This is a genomic window from Gemmatimonadota bacterium (assembly GCA_009841265.1).
Lineage (GTDB): Bacteria > JAAXHH01 > JAAXHH01 > JAAXHH01 > JAAXHH01 > JAAXHH01.
Map to the genome: position 1 here is coordinate 1091168 of VXMB01000009.1, position 19454 is coordinate 1110621.

At 62.4% G+C, this 19454-nt stretch carries 15 protein-coding genes; 6 read left to right on the forward strand and 9 right to left on the reverse strand.

Annotated elements, in window-relative coordinates; genetic code table 11:
• Positions 1 to 13: 13 nt before the first annotated feature.
• Positions 14 to 826, reverse strand: a complete 813-nt coding sequence (locus F4X08_09625) for a purine-nucleoside phosphorylase (GenBank protein MYD26058.1) — start codon at positions 824 to 826, stop codon at positions 14 to 16.
• On the opposite strand from F4X08_09625, the gene F4X08_09630 reads away from it, so the two are divergent.
• A complete protein-coding gene (locus F4X08_09630) occupies positions 825 to 1586 on the forward strand; it encodes a cytidylate kinase-like family protein (GenBank protein MYD26059.1) in 762 nt (253 codons plus the stop codon). The genes F4X08_09625 and F4X08_09630 overlap by 2 nt on opposite strands.
• Positions 1587 to 1692: 106 nt before the next feature.
• Positions 1693 to 2508 (forward strand): thioredoxin, encoded by an 816-nt coding sequence (gene trxA / locus F4X08_09635; GenBank protein MYD26060.1) that lies wholly within the window; start codon positions 1693 to 1695, stop codon positions 2506 to 2508.
• Here trxA and aceE read toward each other — a convergent pair whose 3' ends face one another.
• Positions 2509 to 5190 carry a pyruvate dehydrogenase (acetyl-transferring), homodimeric type gene (gene aceE / locus F4X08_09640; GenBank protein MYD26061.1) on the reverse strand — a complete coding sequence of 894 codons (2682 nt, stop codon included), beginning with the start codon at positions 5188 to 5190 and terminating at the stop codon, positions 2509 to 2511.
• Between the two features lie 108 nt (positions 5191 to 5298).
• A complete protein-coding gene (locus F4X08_09645) occupies positions 5299 to 5616 on the reverse strand; it encodes a hypothetical protein (GenBank protein MYD26062.1) in 318 nt (105 codons plus the stop codon).
• On the opposite strand from F4X08_09645, the gene F4X08_09650 reads away from it, so the two are divergent.
• Positions 5602 to 6540 carry a hypothetical protein gene (locus F4X08_09650; protein ID MYD26063.1) on the forward strand — a complete coding sequence of 313 codons (939 nt, stop codon included), beginning with the start codon at positions 5602 to 5604 and terminating at the stop codon, positions 6538 to 6540. The two genes, F4X08_09645 and F4X08_09650, sit on opposite strands and share 15 nt — an antisense overlap.
• Positions 6541 to 6581: 41 nt before the next feature.
• Entirely contained in the window at positions 6582 to 7436 is an 855-nt protein-coding gene (locus tag F4X08_09655; GenBank protein MYD26064.1) for a phytanoyl-CoA dioxygenase family protein, read from the forward strand.
• A gap of 16 nt (positions 7437 to 7452) precedes the next feature.
• Here the strand turns inward: F4X08_09655 and F4X08_09660 are convergent, their stop codons facing one another.
• The 6 genes from F4X08_09660 to F4X08_09685 form a co-directional block, all read right to left on the reverse strand.
• Entirely contained in the window at positions 7453 to 7740 is a 288-nt protein-coding gene (locus F4X08_09660; protein MYD26065.1) for a helix-turn-helix domain-containing protein, read from the reverse strand.
• Positions 7741 to 7985: 245 nt separating this feature from the next.
• Positions 7986 to 9281 (reverse strand): sulfite oxidase, encoded by a 1296-nt coding sequence (locus F4X08_09665; protein MYD26066.1) that lies wholly within the window; start codon positions 9279 to 9281, stop codon positions 7986 to 7988.
• A 45-nt stretch (positions 9282 to 9326) separates the two neighbouring features.
• Positions 9327 to 11078 carry a Rieske (2Fe-2S) protein gene (locus F4X08_09670; protein MYD26067.1) on the reverse strand — a complete coding sequence of 584 codons (1752 nt, stop codon included), beginning with the start codon at positions 11076 to 11078 and terminating at the stop codon, positions 9327 to 9329.
• 24 nt (positions 11079 to 11102) lie between these two features.
• Entirely contained in the window at positions 11103 to 12914 is a 1812-nt protein-coding gene (locus F4X08_09675) for a Rieske (2Fe-2S) protein (protein ID MYD26068.1), read from the reverse strand.
• Between the two features lie 63 nt (positions 12915 to 12977).
• Complete coding sequence (gene polA, locus F4X08_09680) at positions 12978 to 15740, reverse strand: DNA polymerase I (protein MYD26069.1); 2763 nt, start codon at positions 15738 to 15740, stop codon at positions 12978 to 12980.
• Positions 15741 to 15859: 119 nt separating this feature from the next.
• Positions 15860 to 16840: an amidohydrolase family protein gene (locus F4X08_09685; protein ID MYD26070.1), complete on the reverse strand. Its 981-nt coding sequence runs from the start codon at positions 16838 to 16840 to the stop codon at positions 15860 to 15862.
• Between the two features lie 215 nt (positions 16841 to 17055).
• Here F4X08_09685 and F4X08_09690 point away from each other — a divergent pair, with 215 nt between their 5' ends.
• Complete coding sequence (locus F4X08_09690) at positions 17056 to 18249, forward strand: aminotransferase class V-fold PLP-dependent enzyme (GenBank protein ID MYD26071.1); 1194 nt, start codon at positions 17056 to 17058, stop codon at positions 18247 to 18249.
• A gap of 1 nt (position 18250) precedes the next feature.
• Complete coding sequence (locus tag F4X08_09695; protein MYD26072.1) at positions 18251 to 19453, forward strand: butyryl-CoA dehydrogenase; 1203 nt, start codon at positions 18251 to 18253, stop codon at positions 19451 to 19453.
• Position 19454 lies beyond the last annotated feature (1 nt).

Here is a 19454-nt window from a genome sequence, read left to right on the forward strand (position 1 = left end):
TACCAAAACCAACCTAAACGCGGGTTGCCATCCGGAATAAAAAGCCACGGAACAGATCGGAGCATCGCTCTGCCGCCGATTCGACCGTCGTCACCACGTCGTCCGCGTCGACGGTTTCACCTGCTTGACCCGTCCACACATTTGATATGCACGATACGGCCACGGTCCTCATGCCGAGTCGCCGGGCCGCCAGTGCTTCCGGGACGGTGGACATGGTCACCGCGTCCGCACCCAGTGTTTTCAGCAGTGCGATTTCGGCGCGGGTTTCGAAGGAAGGTCCGGGCATCCAAGCCAAAATTCCCTGTTGGACGTGCTGGTTTCTTTGTATACTGATCTGTAGAAGCGAATCCCTCAAAGACGCACTGTAACAGGGTTCGCCGTCCGTATCCGACGTCAAGTCTCCCATCAGTTTACCGCCGATGGGATGGATATGTTGCCGAACGATCATGAGGTCTCCCACCTCGTACCGGGGATTCAGTCCACCGGCGGCATTGGTCACGAGCAGAACCTCGACGCCGAACCGGCGCATTACCTCGAGAGGATAGGCGATCTGCCTCGCGTCGTAACCCTCGTACAGGTGGATCCGTCCCTGCATCAAAATCACGGATGCATCGCCCAGGGCGCCGAAGACCAGGTTGCCTTCGTGGCCTTTAACGGTCGATACTGGAAAATGGGGGATGGAACCGTAGGGAACAACGGATTTCTTTTCGACCGCCCGGACGCACGACCCGAATCCGGTACCCAGAATCATGCCGAAGCGGGCGGCCGCGAACCCGTTCGAACCCAGGAAGTCCGCAGTCGCATCCAACGGATCATGACGGGGCATGGCGCGGCACTTTCAAACGGTTACCTCGTCTCCTTCGACGGCTGAATGCAACAAGGAGTCCATCATGAGCATCATTACGGTCGCCAGGGAATACGGCAGCGGTGGGAGGGACGTTGCGAGGATCGTCGCTGACCGCCTCGGTTATGATTGCGTGGACAAGGAACTCATCGCCGAAACCGCCCATGCCGCGGGCGTTTCGGAGGATGTCGTCGAGCAGCTGGACGAAGTGGGCGAATCGCCCATACGACGCTTTCTCGGCGAACTGTTCACGCCTTCGACCGTCTACTCCCTTTCCCCGGAATACCCGCCCCTAATCTGGCCCTACGTACCGGGCGACGACGAGGGGACGAAAGATCCCACCTCCCTGAAGAACACCTTCCTGGACCGGGACGAATACCTCCAGATCCTCCGGGATACCATCCGTTCGCTGGCCGACAGGCAGCACATCATCATCGTAGGGCGCGGGTGCCAGTGCATCCTGGCGGACCGCAAGGACGTCTTCCACACCCTGTTCGTCGCGCCATTCGATTACCGGGTCGACGTTATCATGGACGAGATGAACCTCGCGCGGGACCGTGCCGCCGAACTCATCAAGGAAAAGGACCGGCAGCGGTCGCTGTACCTGCAGCACAACTACCATCGCGACTGGACGGATCCGACGCTGTACCACGCGGTTTTCAACACGTCCCTGACGTCGTGGGAGAACATGGCCGACATCGTGATCGACTTCCACCGCAGACTCTTCGGCGACGACGATTGAAAGCCTGATTCACCCGGATGATCCGCAAAGAAAGATAACCCCAGTCAGCATACGTGTCAACCAGCGGCTCTCTACCACGCGCGCCGCAGACCGGTAAGGAACGGCAATGAGTTACGAAGTTTCGGACTTCAACAAAGAAGTGATCGAACAGAGCCACACGGTCCCCGTGCTGGTCGATTTCTGGGCGGAATGGTGCGGGCCCTGCAAGATGCTCGGCCCCGTAATCGAATCCCTCGCCGAACGCCACCGGGATCGGTGGAAACTCGTGAAGGTCAACACGGAAACGCACACGGACATCGCCCGGCAATACGGGATACAGGGGATTCCGAACGTGAAGATGTTTGTCGACGGCGAAGTCCGGGACGAGTTTACCGGCGCACTGCCGGAGCCCATGATCGAACAGTGGCTCAGAAAAGCCCTGCCCAGTCCACGCGCGAAGCAGCTGGAAGAGGCACTCCGGCTGCTCGAAACCGGCGCCCGGGATGCGTCCCGCGAGATGCTGGAGGACATCCTGGCGGTCGAGCCGGACAACGAGAAGGCGGCGGTCTGCCTGGCGCGCACCTGGCTGGATGATGATCCCGGCCGCAGCCTGGAGCTCTTGCGAACCATCGAACCGGGCACGGAATACCACGACTCGGCGGTCGTACTGAGGACCATCGCGGAACTCTTCCTTCACCTGGACACTCCCGAGCGTCTCGAGGACGCCCCGGTCCGGCCCGTCTATGTCCAGGCGATCGAGCATCTCAGGCGGGAGGAATACGACCTTGCCCTGCAGCGCTTCATCGAGGTGCTGGAGAAGAACCGGTCCTATGACGACGACGGGGCCAGGAGGAGTTGCGTCGCCATATTCGGCATGCTCGGCGAGGACCACCCCACCACGCGGCAATACCGCCGTGCTTTCAGCAACGCACTGTACGCCTGATCACACGTCCAGGGGATTGGCCTTTTCGGGGTCGATTTCCAGCTTGCGCATGGCCCGTTCCGGGACCTCCGGGGAGAGATCGCCTTTCCGGGCTAGGGCATTGAGGGTTCCGAGGGTGATGAATCGGGCGTCCATCTCGAAGAAATTCCGCAGCGCCGGCCGGCTGTCGCTCCGCCCGAAACCGTCCGTCCCCAGCGAGACCACGGGGCCCGGTACCCAGCGTGCAATGGAATCCGGCAGCGTCCTGACATAGTCGGAGGCCATGACGTACACACCTCCGGTATCCTCGAGACATGCGGTAACATACGGCACCCTGGGCGCTTCCGACGGGTGCAGCAGGTTCCACCGTTCGGTCTCCATGGCGTCGCGACGCAGTTGCTTGTAACTCGTCACGCTCCAGACGTCCGCTTCCACGCCGAAGTCATCGGCCAGCATCTCCTGGGCCTTCAGCGATTCATTGATAATGGAACCGCTTCCGAACAGGTGGGCTTTCGCCGTGCCCCCGTTCAGCGAACTTAGCCGGTACATGCCCTTCAGGATGCCTTCTTCCACCCCTTCCGGCATGGACGGCATGGCGTAGTTCTCGTTCTGCACGGTGATGTAGTAGAACAGGTCTTCCTGGTCGACGTACATGCGCCGGATGCCGTCCTTGATGATGGTCGCCAGCTCGTAGGCGTAAGCCGGATCGAAGGTCAGCAGGTTGGGGACCGGATCCGCCAACAGGTGGCTTTGGCCGTCCTGGTGCTGGAGCCCCTCGCCGTTCAGCGTCGTCCGTCCCGCCGTACCGCCCAGCAGGAAGCCTCGCGTGCGCATTTCCGCGGCGGCCCAGATCAGGTCACCGACGCGCTGCAGGCCGAACATGGAATAGAAAATGAAGAAGGGGATCGTATTGACGCCGTGGGTCGAATAGGCCGTCCCGGCGGCCACGAAGGAGGAAAGGGAGCCCGCCTCCGTGATGCCTTCCTCGAGGATCTGGCCGTCCTGCGCCTCCTTGTAGTAGAGGAGCGTATCGATGTCCACCGGTTCGTAGAGCTGGCCAGCGTGGGAGTAGATGCCGCACTGGCGGAACAGGGCTTCCATGCCGAAGGTCCGGGCCTCGTCGGGCACGATGGGGACGATCAACTTGCCGATTTCGGGTTCGCGCAGCAGGCGCGAGAGCATCCGGGTGAACACCATGGTCGTCGAGACCTCGCGGCCGTCCGTCCCCGCCTTGAATTCGTCGAACACCTCATCCGGCGGCGCGGCGGGCAGGCCGGGATTCACGACGTTGCGACGCGGTATGTAACCGCCGAGACTCTCCCGCCGCTCCCGGATGTACTCCATCTCGGCGCTGTCCGCCGACGGCCTAAAATATGGCGCTTCGCGGACCTCGTCGTCGGAGAGGGGGATGCCCAGCTCGGTGCGCAGGTGCCGCAGTCCTTCCTCGTCGATCATCTTCTGCTGGTGGGCCGTGTTCTTGCCCTCGCCCCACTCGCCCAGGCCGTATCCCTTGATCGTCTTGGCCAGGATGACGGTCGGCGCGCCCGGATGTTCCACCGCCGCCTTGTACGCCGCATAGATCTTCTCCTGGTCGTGGCCGCCCCGGATGATGGTCCGCACGTGCTCGTCGGTGAGCAGCCTGGACATCTCCATGAGTTTGGGATGCACGCCGAAGAAATGGTCCCGCTGGTACTTTCCGTCCGAAACGGTGTACTTCTGGTACTGGCCGTCGACGATCTCGCCCATGCGCTTCACGAGCAGCCCTTCGTCATCCTGGGCGAGCAGGGGATCCCAGCCGCTTCCCCAGATCACCTTGATGACGTTCCATCCGGCCCCGTGGAAGGCGGCTTCGAGTTCCTGTATGATCTTCCCGTTGCCCCGCACCGGACCGTCCAGCCGCTGCAGGTTGCAGTTGACCACGAAAATCAGGTTGTCCAGCTTCTCGCGCGCCGCCAGGGTGATGGCGCCGAGGGCCTCGGGTTCGTCCGTTTCCCCGTCGCCGAGAAACGCCCAGACCTTGCAACCGTTGCCCTGCTTGAGACCGCGGTCTTCCAGGTACCGGTTGAACCGGGCCTGGTAGATGGACATGATGGCGCTGAGGCCCATGGAGGCCGTGGGGAAGATCCAGAAATCGGGCATGAGCCAGGGATGGGGGTAGGACGAGAGCCCGCCCCCCGGACGCAGTTCGCGGCGGAAGTTGTCCAGGTGCTGTTCGTTGAACCGCCCCTCGATATAGGCCCGGGCGTATACACCCGGCGAAGAGTGCGGCTGGAAGAAGATCTGGTCGCCGTCGTAACCCTCGCCCGGTCCGCGGAAGAAATGGTTGAAGCCTACCTCGTAGAGGTTGCAGACCGAGGCGTACGTGGCGATGTGGCCACCGAGGGACTTGTCGGCCGTGTTGGCGCGGACCACCATGGCCATGGCGTTCCACCGGATGATGTTGCGGATCCGGTGCTCGAGTTCGTCGCTGCCGGGATAGGGCGGCTGCTGGTCGGGGGGGATGGTGTTGATGTAAGGCGTGTTTTCGGCGAAGGGAAGCCGGACGCCCTTGCCGCGGGCGTGGGCCTGGAGCTGGGCGATCAGCTGGCGCACCCGGCCCGGGCCGGAGTGCTGGAGTACGTAGTCCAGCGATTCGAGCCATTCCAGGGACTCTACGCGATCCAGGTCAATTTCATACTCCGAGCGTGAGGAATCCTGCGTCATATCCAGTCCGTGGGCCGTTGTGTACGATGGCCGCGACCGTTTTGTTCCGGAACCGGGCGTCGTCATCTATTGGGTCGGCGCACCGTCATTTACCGTAGTTGTGCGTCGTCAATTACTGCGGTTGCACGCCGACTTTTGCTGTTTGAAACACGCTTTCAATGTAGCCTTCCCACCCTTCGCTCGCAACAAAAAACAAGGCGGCACCGCTTCGTGCAAGCGGTCAGAATTGTATTGCTCCGGCCCGTTAAACGAGTCATTTTGATTGATCGTCTCAACAGGCCGGCATGGGATGGCGGACGTAAAATGGTGGCTTCGACCGGTCAGGCAGAGCAATCCTGCCCCGGCCAGAAAACCCTGATCCGGCCAGAACGAAAACGCGCGCTCGACTCGCGCGAAAAGACGGCCCACCCCATGATCGCTTTTCATCGCTCATCCTTCCACTGGAAGTCCTGGCCCTGGAAGCCCGACCCCGCATACAAGTACACGGGCGGGTTCGTCGGCGTGCCGGGACAGGCCTACCAGGTGCGGTACCACCTGGAAGCGGCCTGTACCGTGGAAGACCTGGAATCGGGTCGCAGGACCGAGATGTACCTGGGAGCGCCCTGCCGCACAGAGTACACGATCGCCCGCCGAAACCTTTTTCAGATACCCAGCGATGAATGGCGCATGGCTTTCAGCCGGAGCCTGAGCATCCCCATTTCGAGGAGGCCGAGCACCGAGCCCTCCGGATCCGGGGGAACCCCGTTGAAGGAGCAGTTCCAGGGCCACGATATCGACATCAGGCAGTACGATACCGATAATGCGCTGACCAATGCCCGTGAGGTAGTCCAGGCCACGTTGGACCGGGATCTCATGAACGCCAGGATCACCTGGACCGCCAAGACCGCCCACCATGACCCGGACCAACCGCGCCAGGCGGACCAGGCGGAACGGACGAACCAGGCGGACCAGGCAGGCCAGGCGGACCGAAGCCTGAAGGTAACCCTTGAGTTTCCCGTGGATCTGATCAATATTAACGAGGAAGACGCCGAGTTTCAGGTCTGTACGGGTCCCGTGGTTTTGCCGGACCTGGAAACGTGGGACGGCAGCGAAGTGCATCGCGTGTTCCTGGCGGACGCGGCGATCTCCGGTTTCGATCACGCGGAATTCATCCTCCGCAGGGAGATCGAGGCGGCGGAGCGGGAGAAGCACTGGTACGAGGCGCCCCGTGGGCGCGACCGCCTGGAACTGAACGACCCGGAGAATCCCCCGCCGGACTATCCGCCGCGCAGGCCGCGGCCCCTGGTCTTCAACGAAACCTGGGAAAAGGATACCGAGAACATCATTTTGAGGACGAAGAACGAGCGCTGAGGCCATCAACCCGGCCGACGGCCACCACAAGGAGCGGTCCCATGTCGCAGACGACCCTGCAGGACACCCGTTTCAAGCAGATGCCGACCCCGGAAGACCTGATCCGCATGTCCCGCGACCTGCGGTACCATCCGGTCCGCAACGACCATCCGGCGGTGCTTACGAGCGCGCAGATCGATACCTTCAACGAACAGGGCTACCTGAAGCCCTTCAGGATATACTCGGACGAAGAAATCGACGCCATCCGGGATGAGTTCGACGGCATGATCGAGCAGGTCATGGCACGGGGCGACCACAACTATTCCATCATTTCAGCCCACCTGAAATCGGGCATGGTGCACGATATCATGAACGATCCGCGCATCGTCGCCTACATCAGCGACCTGCTGGGCGACGACGTCGTGGGCTGGGGCGCCCACTTCTTCTGCAAGCTTCCGGGTGACGGCAAGATCGTCAACTGGCACCAGGACGCCAGCTTCTGGCCCCTCTCGCCTTCAAAGACGGTCACCGCCTGGCTGGCCATCGACGACGCGGACACGGAAAACGCCTGCATGCGTTTCGTGGCCGGATCGCACCACTACGGGCACCTTACCTATCACATGAGCGAAGAAGCCGAGAACAACGTGCTCAACCAGACGGTGAGAGAAGTCGGGATGTACGGCACCGAGGTGGACATCGAACTCAAGGCGGGAGAGATCTCGCTGCACAGCGACCTGCTACTGCATGGATCCGGGCTCAATACGTCGGACCGACGCCGTTGCGGCCTGACGCTCAGGTTCTGCGCCGCCTCCGTCCGCGCCGAACTCAACTGGAACAAGGAAGGCGTGATCGTCAAGGGATCCGATCCCACGGACCACTGGGCGGATCTGCCGCGGCCGGCGGTGGATAACGTGTAGTCAGTAGGGATCAGGGTCAAACCAGCGCGATATGCAAGCGTCTCCCCAGCGCACGGGCCGCCCGTTCGAGGGTTTGCAACGTGACCGAACTGTTTTCCGGATCCAGCAGACGATCCAGTGAGGCGCGACTCGTGTGCATACGCCGGGCCATTTCCGTCTTGGTCAATCCTTGATTCAACATGTATTGCCCCACCTGATAAGCAACCACTCGTTTGATCGCGACTCGTTCTACCTCTTGAGACAGTCCTTCTTCTTTCAGATATTCATCGAAGTCGCTTCCAACGTGCTTGTTAATAGAAGTCATTCTGTCGAATCTCCCAGCTTAGCCGCTCGCGTTTTTGCAAGCTGCAGGTCCTGATACCAATCACGGACAGGTTCGCGTCCACTTTCAGTCTTATAAAAAACGACACGCAACATGTAGATGCCGTATCTAAAGTGTATCAATTATGATACGTTGTCAATAGCGACTTTGCGTTTCACCAACCCCTTTCGGATTAGTAGGATTCCATTCAGCATTATCGGTTATAAAATCGTAGCGAAGGGAAGTGCTTATTCCACGTAAACCGCGACACGGTGCATGGCGTTATTCAGGTAGCCGCCGGGATTCCACGCGATGGCGTGGGGCTGGCTGATGCCGCGCGAGTCCGTCGCTCTGGCCCAAACTTCGTAATACCCCTCCCCCGGCAACGAAACACCTGACCGCCAGTTCTGCCAGGCGTAGGCGTTCACCGGATCATCCAGTGTAGCGGGCATCCATGTCGCCCCGAAGTCGATCGACAGGTCTACCGAGTCGACGCGCCCTTCGCCCGTCCACGCATGACCGCGCACCTCGACCGAGCCTTCTGATGTCCTGTGTCCCGTCGAAGGATGGGTAATCAGCGACTTCACCGGCATGGTTTCGATGATTCGGAAGTCCTTTTCTACCACGGTCTCGCCGGGTGCGATCCCCCGGTCCGGCATGCGGTAAGAGGTTCCGGTCATCTTGGGCCCGTCGTGTACCTGGTCCCGGATCTCAACGCGGGTCAGCCACTTCTGGGAACACGAACCGGGCCAACCCGGTATGATCAGCCGCAGCGGGCCGCCGTTCATCGGGTGGATCGACCGGCCGTTCTGGGCGAGGGCGATGAGATTGTGCGGGTCCATGGCCTTGTCGATCGGCACCCCACGGGAGATGGGAAGCCCGGCCGACGCGCCGGAAAGGTGTGTATCGACGCTGTAGTGGGCGGTGTAGACGGCGCCGCGCCGGATTCCAGCGGCTGCCAGTACGTCTGCGAGCCGCACCCCCGTCCATTCCGAGCAGGCCACCGCGCCGTAGGTCCACTGTTCGCCTTTCGTCTTCGGGTCGAAGAAAGCCCGTCCATTGCCTGCGCATTCCAGGGCCAGCGCACGGGTTACGACTTCGAAACGCGCTCCTAGATCATCGAGACCGAGCGTCAACGGGTGGTCGACCAGGCCGTCGATCGCCAGTGTCCAGCGCGATGCGTCCAGGTCCTCGGGCATCAGTCCGTTGTTGCGGACGAAGTGTCTTTCGGTGGGCGTAATGGCATCATCGAGGAGGTGCGGCGGGGTCTCCGCGCACATGGGCCGGTCATTGAGGACCGTGAGGCCGTCTTTGCCGGGAATGACGCCCTCGGCGGCGAGCGCTACGGGTATGAAGTGGGCGGGCATGTTGCGGTGGAAGGGGATCGCGGCCCCGACCAGCGCGCCCATGGCCGCCAGGCCGGCGTTCTTCAGGAATCCGCGCCGATCAGAATACGTGCGGCGTCCGAACAGCAACCGATCGGCCTCGTCGGGGTCTTCCCGGTAGAGTGCCTCAAGTCGCTTTATCGATGGATCGGCGCCCATGTCCGTGCACCTCGAATTCGATTCGACCCGGGCAGCGACTGCCGACTACGACTCATACAGATCCACCGCGGTCTGTCCCTTGGCGAACCGCAGGGCCGTCGCCGCGGCGGACTGGCTGCCCGTGGCGCGCCGGCTGTCGGTTGCCCAGCGCGCCAGGCCGACCAGCAGCTGGTTGCGCGAGGGATGATCCGCGCACAGGGTCCACTCGTCGAAGATCGTCCGCAGTGTGGAGAGGATGTTGCGGCCGTTGTCGTCCTTGAGGATCACCAGGCCGAGGCCGCGGAGCAGCGCGTCTCCCGAGTAACCGGAGCGCAGGTAATCCCGGGTCTGCCTCCCGATTTCCCTGATCTGGATCTTTTCGATGGACGAAAGGACGCTCTCGATCGCTTCGGACTCGTCCGCGCTTCCTGGCTGCAGACTGCCGCGGGACTCGGACAGGGGCCGGTGGGTGATGTTCAGCCAACGGTCGCCGTAGAATTGCCAAGCGACATGGTACAGGGCCTGTGCGGCGACCCTGGATCCGGCAAACCGCTGGGCCTTGCGCACCGCGGAGGCCATCATCATCTCCCGGACCAGTCCTCCCCAACCGGGGTTCATGTTGACCGGCGTGCGCGCCATGCGGTCCGCGGCGAGCACCACCATGGTCGTCACGATCCGATCGATGGAAACGCCGTCCGTCAACGCCTGCGTGACCGCACCGAAGGTCGGTCCGATTTCGCCGCTGACCAGGCCTTCGGCAAAGGCATCCTCGTCGAACGCCACTGTGGAACCGTCGGCCTGCCCGTCTGCGAGGGCATCCAGCGTCGCCGTGTCGGCGATGAATTGGTCGATGGCCGACTGCCGGATCTCGTCGGGCAGACCCCGCTCCTGGCCCAGGATCTTGGCCGACAGGTTGCAGACCAATTCTTCCGCCTCGTCCCATCCGAATTCCTCGAGCACCTCCGCGATGTAGCCGATGTTGAGCAGGTTGTTCGAATTGCCGAGGAAATGGGGCGCCATGGCGCATTCGAAGAGCAGCGGAAGGATCTCCTGGTCATGGCCGCCCATCCGCCGGGCGGTGATCAGGCATTTCTCGATGCCTTCCCATTTCTTGTCTTTCGAAAATACGCGGATCCAGCCTTCGAGTTTCTCCCAGGTAACCGGGTCGGGCAACCGCTGGATGCTCGGCCGGTCCCCCGCACGGCCCGACAGTCCATGGGCGGCGAAGGTCAGCGGAATGATCCGGTCATCGGTCTCGTACTGACGGGCTACTTTGATCCCGTTGACGAAATCCGCAACCTCTCCGCCGCCGTCGTTGGCGCCTCGTTCCGTGGCGATGTGCCGGCCGCCGTGACGGATGATGAGGTTGAGCGTGTCCCCTTCGGATACGCCCCGCGCCAGCATGATGGCGACGGCCTTGGAGATCGTCCACTGGTCCGTGGAATAAAGCCCTTCCTTCAGCAGCAGGAAATGGGCGTCGGACCGTTTCGATCCACCGTCGCCGACACTTACGTATACGTCGCCGTTTCGCTCTTCGACCGGGAAGGTCTCGAGGTCGTCGCACCCGCCGGTAAAACAGCCGCCCCCGCCGAGGTCGTAGCTCCATCCGTGCCAGTCGCAGGTCAGCACGCCGTTGCGGACGCGCCCCCGGGTCAGCGGGTAGCCCATGTGGGGACACTGGTTGTCCGTGGCGTGGATCGACCCGTTGTGCCTGAAGAGGGCGATGCTCCTACCCTCCACCTTTACGGCCTTGGGCTTGCCGTCCACCACCTCGTCCGTACCCGCCACCCTCACGAATCCGTTCTGTTCCGTCGCCATAACCGATTACCTCTCAGATGATTCCTACTCGTCAAATACTTCGACTGTCGTCCGCCCTTCAGAAAACCGCATGGCTGTGTTGATGGATGCCATGCTGTTCTTGTTCAGGCGCACGTCCGTCGCGTAACGGGCCAGCCCCACCAGGAGCTGGTACTGGGACGGGTGACCCGATCCGCCGGCGGCGGACGAACCGCTCGTGGCCGCACCGTTGGCGTTCGCACCGTCGGCGTCAGCACCGCTCGTGCCTTCCCATTCATTGAAGGTGACGCGCAGCGTAGGCAGCAGCTCCATGTTGGTATCGTCCCACAGGATCGCCCGGCCGATTTCCTTGAGCAGCTCCGAACCGTCGAAGCCGCTGTTCAGGTAACCCACCACCTGGTCGCCCACCCCGTGGATATCCAGCGACTTGATGGCATGGACGATGCGCTCCGATGCGGAAGCCGCGTCCGGCGCGTCCGAAGCATGATCCGGAAGGGGTTCGTCGAGAGCGCGGGACGGAATGTTGATCCAGCGGTTGTCGAAGATCTGCCAGGCCGCGTGGAAGAGACCCTTTGCCGCGGCCGCGGGACCGCCGTAGGCGTGGACGTGCCGCAGGGAGGCCGCCAGGTTGTACTCGGTGGACAGGGAACCCCATCCGGCGTCGACGTTCACGGGCGTGCGCGCCATGCGGTCCGCCGCGAGCAGGACGAAGGTCGTGATGAGGCGTTCGATGGCCACGCCGTCTCTCAAGGCGCTGGCCACGGCTTCGAAAGACCGGTCGACATCCACGCTCAGCAGGGCGTCCACGAGGGCGTTCTCGTCGTAGTCGGTGCGGGTGTTCGCCCCGTAATCCCGAAATTCGAGTTCGGGCGCGAGGCCTTCGAGCAGGCGCACCGCGTCCCGGTGAAACCGCTCCGGCTCGTCCCGTCCCCGTCCGACCATCTTGGCGCCCAGGTTGCAGACCAGTTCGGACGCCTCACCCCAGCCGAAGGTATCCACCACCCGGGCGAGGTCCCCCAGGTTGGCCACGTTCCGGGCGAAACCCAGGAAATAGGGGGCCACGGCGCATTCGAACAGCAGCTTGAAGATATGTGCTTCCTGGCCGTTTTCGCGGGCCGTGTGCAGGCACCGTTCGATCCTGAAATCCTGCATGTTGCGGGAGAACATGCGCACCCAGCCGTCGATCTGATCCCAGCGCACCGGCGGCGGCAACGTGATGACCTCGAGCCGTTCGGACGCCCGCCCCGACGCGGCGCGACCGGCCAGCGACAGGGCCATCAGGCGGTCCTCCCCGTCGTACCTTCGGCCGACTTCGAGGCCGGAGACCAGCAGGGAAACGATGTTGCCACCCCCGCCCGCGTCCTGCTCCGACGCCACGTGTCGGCCCAGGTGACGCAGGATCAACTGCACGATGTCGTGTTCGGAAACGCCTCCGTTGAGCAGCAGGGCAGTGGCCTTGGAGATCGTCCACGAATCCCCGCTCAGTAGGCCCTCCCAGAGCAACTGCAGGTGCTGGTCGCGGCGCCGGTAGGTCGCGTCTCCGGCCTGAACCCACAGTTCGTCCCCGCGGATGTCGACCGGGAAGGTCTCCAGGTCGTCGCATTCGTAGTTGAAGCAACCGCCGCCTTCGAGATCGAAGCTGCGTCCGTGCCAGTCGCAGGTCAGGACGCCGTCCTTCACCACGCCGCGCGTCAGCGGAAACCCCATGTGGGGACACTGGTTGTCGGTGGCGTGGATGCGACCATCCACGTTGAACAGGGCGACGCTGCGCCCCTCGCTGATCTTCACGGCGCGGGATTCCCCGGGCGGCACGTCCGCGAGGGACCCAACCCGGATCCAGCCGTTGCCTGCGCTCATTTGGAACCTTTCCTTTCTCAGGTGTGCTTTCTGCCTCCGACGCTCCCGCGAGCATCCGGGCCGCTAGTGGGCTTCCAGCCAGTTCGCGCCGATACCGATTTCCACTTCGATGGGCACGGTCATGGGCAGCGCGCCCCGCATGCATTCCTCGATCAGGCCGGGCACGGTGTCCTGTTCCGATTTGTGCAGGTCGAAGACGAGTTCGTCATGCACCTGCAGCAGCATCCGCGTGCGGCACGCCCGCTTCTTCAGTTCGTTGTGTATCCGCGTCATGGCCAGCTTGATCAGGTCGGCCGCCGTGCCCTGGATGCGGGAATTGATGGCGACGCGCTCCTCGGCGCGCTTGGTGGTGTTGTTCCGGGAATTGATGTCCCGCAGGTACCGGCGCCGGCCCGTCATGGTCTCGACGAATCCGTTCTCCTCCGCGAACTTGACCGTTTCGTCCATGTATTTGCGCGTCCCCGGATACTTCGCGAAGTACTGGTCGATCAACTCCTGCCCCTGACCCCTCGGGATGTTGAGCCGTTCGGCCAGCCCGAAGGCGGAGATGCCGTAGATGATGCCGAAATTGACGGTCTTGGCGCGCCTGCGCATCTCGTCGGTCACCCCGTCAGGGTCCACGTCGTAGATCTTCATGGCCGTCGCCGAGTGGATGTCCTCGTGCTGGATGAAGGTCTCCATCATGCCCTCGTCCCGGCTGAGCTCGGCCGCGATGCGCAGTTCGATCTGGGAATAGTCCGCGGCCATCAGGAGGTAGTCGTCGTCCCGCGGCACGAAGGCCTTTCGGATCTGGCGGCCCATCTCCGTTCGGACCGGGATGGTCTGCAGGTTGGGCCCGTGAGACTGGATCCGTCCGGTGGCGATCACGGCCTGCTCGTAGGAGGTATGCACGCGTCCCGTACCGGAAAACACGGCGTGGGGCAACTGACTGACGTACACCGAATTCAGCTTGGTGCACATCCGGTAGTGGAGGATCTGCTCCACGATCTCGTGCTTGGGCGCGAGCCGGCGGAGTATGGCTTCCGCCGTCGAGTACTGGCCGGTCTTGGCCGTGCGCTTGGCGTTGGGATCGATTTTCAGCTTGTCGAAGAGGATGTGCCCGAGCTGTTTTGCCGAATTGAAATCCACGGGTTCTCCGGCCAGCTCGGTGATCCGGTCCGAGGAACGCTGGATCTCTTCATCGAGCAGGCGGGACAGGTGCTCGAGCTGCCCCACGTCCATCCGCACGCCTTCGTGCTCCATTTCCACGAGAGCGGGCACCAGGGGGCACTCGATGTCCGTGAAGACGGTATCCTGGTTCATCTCGCCGATCCGGGGCCGCAGAAGCTTGGCCAGTTGCAGGGTGATATCGGCGTCTTCGGCCGCGTACTCAACGACCTTCTCCAGTGGCGCGTCCTTCAGCGTGCCCTGTTCCTCGCCCTTCTCGCCGATGAGGGTGGTGATGGAAATCGGCGTGTATCCCAGGAGGGCCTGGGAGAGGTAATCCATGGTGCGGCGCAGGTCCGGCACGGTCACGTAGGCAGCCAGCATCGTGTCGAAGATGCGGCAGGACACGGTGATCCCGTGCCACCGCAGCACGGAAAGGTCGAACTTGATGTTGTGCCCGATGAGCTCCTTACCGGAGTCGTCGAAGAGGAACTGGAATTCCTCGGCGACCCGCAGTACCTCCTCCCGTCCGTCCGGCATGGGCACGTAGTAGCCGGTATGGGGCTTGATCGAGAAGGCGAAACCCAGGATTTCGCAGGTCTTGGGATCCAGGCTTGTCGTTTCCATGTCGAAACAGAAGGACGGCGCGCGGGAGAGTTCGCCGATGAGCGCCGCGCGGGCTTCCGGGGTGTCGACGCAGCGGTAGTCGTGCTCCACGTCCGCGATCGTCTTCAGCTGGTCGCCCCCGAACAGGTCTTCCTGGGTGCCGGCGACGGTCAGCCGGGGGGCCGCCGAGAAATCGTCCCCGAATAGCCGCTTGCCCAGGGTATTGAATTCCAGTTCGACGAACAGCTTCTTAAGGTCCTCCTCCCGGCGTTCCTTGACGGTCAACGCGTCTGGCGTGATGTCCAGCGGCACGTCCCGCTCGATGGTGACCAGGCTCTTCGACAACACGGCCATGTCCCGGTTATCTTCGATGCGCTCCTTCTGCTTGCCCTTCAACTGGTGGGTATTTTCCAGCAGGTTCTCTACGGATCCGAACTGGGCGATGAGCTTCTGCGCGGTCTTTTCGCCGACCCCCGGGACGCCGGGCACGTTGTCGCTGGTATCCCCCATGAGCCCGAGCACGTCGATCACCTGTTCGACGCGCTCGATGCTCCATTTCTCCAGCACTTCGGCCACGCCCATGGTTTCGAAGTTGTCCCCGGTGTTTCCGGGCTTGCAGATGTAGGACTGCTCGGAGACGAGTTGCGCGTAGTCCTTGTCCGGCGTGACCATGAAGGTGGTGAAACCCGCTTCGTCGGCCTGCTTCGCCAGGGTTCCGATCACGTCGTCAGCCTCCCATCCCGGGACGCGGATCACCGGGATGTTGAATCCTTCGATTAGCCGGAACAGGAAGGGCAGCGCGATGCTCAGGTCTTCGGGCATGGCGTCCCGCTGCGCCTTGTACTCGGGATACTGCTCGTGGCGGTGGGTCGGTTCGGGCGTATCGAACACCGCGGCGATGTGGGTGGGCCTGTTTTTGTTCAGGATGCCGAGGATGGTATTGGCGATGGCGAACACCATGGATACGTTCATCCCCGTCGAGGTCATCCTCGGATTACGGATCAACCCGAAATGACCGCGATAGGCCAGCGCCATCCCGTCCAGCAGGAACAGGGTCTTCTGCACCTCAGTCATAAGTGGTTCGCTCCGGCTTCAAGGGAACCGTACGTGTAGATCCGTCAACCCGCGGTTCCTGCCTGATGTAGTGTTTTTTTTATTATAGTGCGACAAACCAATTTTACCAGTGAATAGCGCTATTCCTTCAAAAGTCTTTCCGCGTTCCGGCCGACGATGCGCTGTCTGGCCGCTTCATCCAACCCCAGTTCATCAATGACACGCAACCCCAGGTCGACGTCGGCGATCTGCTGGGGGAAGTCGGAACCGAACATCACCCGATCGATACCGGCGAAATCGATGGCCAGGCGAAGCGCTCCGCTGTCCGGCATCCCCGCGGATTCGTAGTACATGTCCTTCAGGTACTCAGACGGCGGCCGATCCAGTTGCTCGCGAGCCTCGGGGTAGGAACGGTAGGCCTGGTCGATCCGTCCCGCGAGAAAAGGGATGGTGCCGCCGAGGTTCCCCAGCACGACCTTCAGGTCCGGGTAAGCCGCCATGGTTCCGCTGAATACCAGGTGCAGGGCGGCCACCGACGTGTCGAAAGGGAACCCGGCCATGGGCGTAAGCCGGTACGCCGCGTAAACGTCATGGGAATGAGGCGTGGTGGGATGTACGAAGAGCGGCAGGTCCAGGGCGGAAGCCTCCGCGTAGAGTTCATGAAACTCCGGGGCACCCAGCGACAGGCCGTTGATATTCGAGAATAGCATGCCGCCCCGCAGGTTCAGCGACTCCACGGCGCGACGCAGTTCCGCCGCCGAAGCGGCCGGATCCTGCAGCGGAAGGACCGCCAGGGCGGACAGCCGGCCGGGATGGCGGGCCACGGTCTCGGCCAGGGCCTCGTTCACGATCCGGGCGAGGCGACGGCCGGCATCCGGTTCCTCGACGTGCAGTCCGGGGATCGAGAGACTGAGCAGTTGCCGGTCCACGCCGTGCCGGTCCATATGCGCGATCACGTGATCCGCATCGAAATGGCCCGGCGCGATCATGCTGTAATCGCCGTCCAACTTCAGAAGGCGATGGCCGTCGGCGTCCCTGACCAGCGTTGCCTGGTATCCTCCCCGTTCGATCTCGTCGAGGTAAGCGGAGGTATAGAAATGAGTGTGGAAATCGAATACCAAACGGACCCTCCAGCGGTTGTACCGGGCGTTCCGTCAGCGCGCGGCCGATTCCCGGGGTTCCAGACAATATAGCCCGTTTTACATCAATCACAACGCCGGAAGCCACGCACGGTAACGACCTCCCGAATTCCCTGTACAAAAACGGCGCCGGCGGATATCTTGGCAGTCGAATTAGCGACCGGCTGAAACCGCAGTTATTACAACTGGAGACACCCATGCTTATCGATCCTTCCGAGTTCATTGGAACCGAGGGCATAACCCACCTGTGTACCGGCGGCGAATCGCCCATGCTGAAAACGCATGAAGACGCCGTCCACCGTTTCTTCGAGGACAAGCTCCTGGGAGAGGAAGGACGCAGGCGCCTCGAAGTGGTTTCCGCAGGATGCAAGGAAAAAGTCGGCCGCCTGTTCGGCGTCCAACCCGACGATATCGGTTTCCTGACCTCTACTTCCGAAGGCATCAACCTGCTGGTCTACGCGCTCGACTGGAGGCCCGGCGACAACGTAGTGGTGGCCGACGTGGAGTTCCCTTCGGACGTACTGCCGTGGACCCTGCTGAAGGACCACGGCGTGGAACTCCGGATTGTGGAAAACAATAACTGGCACACGGACTTGGAAGATCTTGATCAAGCGATAGATGAAAACACCAGGGTGGTCAATGTCAGTCATGTCAGTTATTTCACCGGCCAACGCCTTCCGCTTCCCAAGCTTGCCGAAATCGTGCATCGCAAGAACGCCCTGCTCTGTCTCGACGTTACCCATTCCGCGGGCGTCGTTCCGGTCGAAGCGCAATACGCGGACTTCGTCGTATCCAGCTGCTACAAATGGCTCATGGCCGTGCACGGCGTGGGTATATTCTACTGGAACCGGGAACGCGTGCCCGAACTGAAACCGCCCTTCGTGGGGTGGCATACGCCAGCCTACCTGCCCGACTGGAAGGATCCCTCCGCGTACATTCCCCGGGAGGATGCCAGCCGGTTCACGCCGGGTAACGAAACCTGGATCGGTGTGTACATCCTGGACAACGCCCTGGACTGCCTGCTGGGCATAGGGATCGACCGCATCGAGGAGCACGTGCTTCACCTGAGCACCCGCGTGTGGGATGGCCTGTCGGACCTGGGCTGGGAAGTCATCACGCCCCGGTCGGAAGCGGAAAGGGCAGGCAACGTCTGCTTCACCGCGGCGGACGTCAACGCGGTGACTCACGCCCTCGAAGCACAGAACGTGTTGATTTTCGGGGCTTACGGCGGCGTGGGAAGGGCCCGCGTGTCCACCCATTTCTACAATACGGACCGTGACGTGGACCGGTTCCTCGAAGTCATGCGGGAGATCCCGGTGACCCAGCCGGCGTCCAGGCCCGGCAGGGACTTCAGAAAAGCGGCCGGGGTAACGGCCGAAAGCCAGGGCTGACATGGAATTCGAGCTGAGCGAAGAACACCGGATGGTCGAGCGGATGGTCTACGATTTCGCCCGCAACGAGATCCTGCCGTCCATCAGGGAACATGACCGCAACGGCACTTTCCCCCACGAACTGCTGCCCAAAATGGCGGCGCAGGGATTCATGGGCATCTGCCTCCCGGTTCGCTACGAAGGGGCCGGCATGGACTTCATCTCCCTGGGTCTGCTTTCGGAAGGCCTGGAATGGGCCGACTCTTCCGTCCGGGAGACGATCGCGGTCCACCTGGGCCTGCACGCCCTGCCCATCTTCCAATGGGGCACGGAAGAACAGAAGGAACAGTTCCTGCCGCCCCTGGCCACCGGTGAAAACATTGCCTGCTTCGGACTGACCGAACCCGGCGCGGGTTCGGACGTGGCCGCCATGGGCAGCCGGGCCCGGAAGGAGGGCGACACCTACCTGGTCAGCGGCGAAAAGATGTGGATCACGCTGTCCGACGTGGCGGACCGCTTTCTCGTTTTCGCCAAGACGAACCAGGAGGAAGGCACGCGGGGCATCACCGCCTTCCTGCTTGAACGCGGGTGGGAAGGCCTGACCACCGGCACCATCAAGGGCAAGATGGGGGTGCGGGCCAGCAACACGGGCTGGATCAACATGGACGAGGTCCCCGTGCCGGAGTCCCACCGGCTGGGTGAAGAGGGCGAAGGATTCAAGATCGCCATGTCCTGTCTCGACAACGCCCGTTATACCGTCGCGGCGGGCGCCGTCGGCCTGATGAAGTACTGCCTGGAAGCTTCCGTGGCGTACGCCCGGCAGCGCCGGACCTTCGGCCAGCCCATCGGCGACCATCAACTCGTAAAGCAACTCATCGCCCAGATGAAGCAGCGCGTCGATCTGGGTGAACTGGCGGTGCGCAAGGTCGGATGGCTCAAAAACCGGGGCATGCGGAACACCCGGGAGACGAGCATGGCCAAGTGGTACTGCACGGAATCGGCCTTCTCCACGGCCAGCGACGCGGTACAGGTCCACGGTGCCTATGGATACTCCGATGAGTACGACGTGGAACGTCACCTGCGCAACAGCAAGAGCGCGGTCATCTACGAAGGCACGTCCCAGATCCACCAGCTCATGCAGGCGGACTACGAGTTCGGCAACCGGACGGACCGACCGCTCCGGTGCGAGATGCCCGCCTACGATCCGGATTACTGGCAAAGCTGAC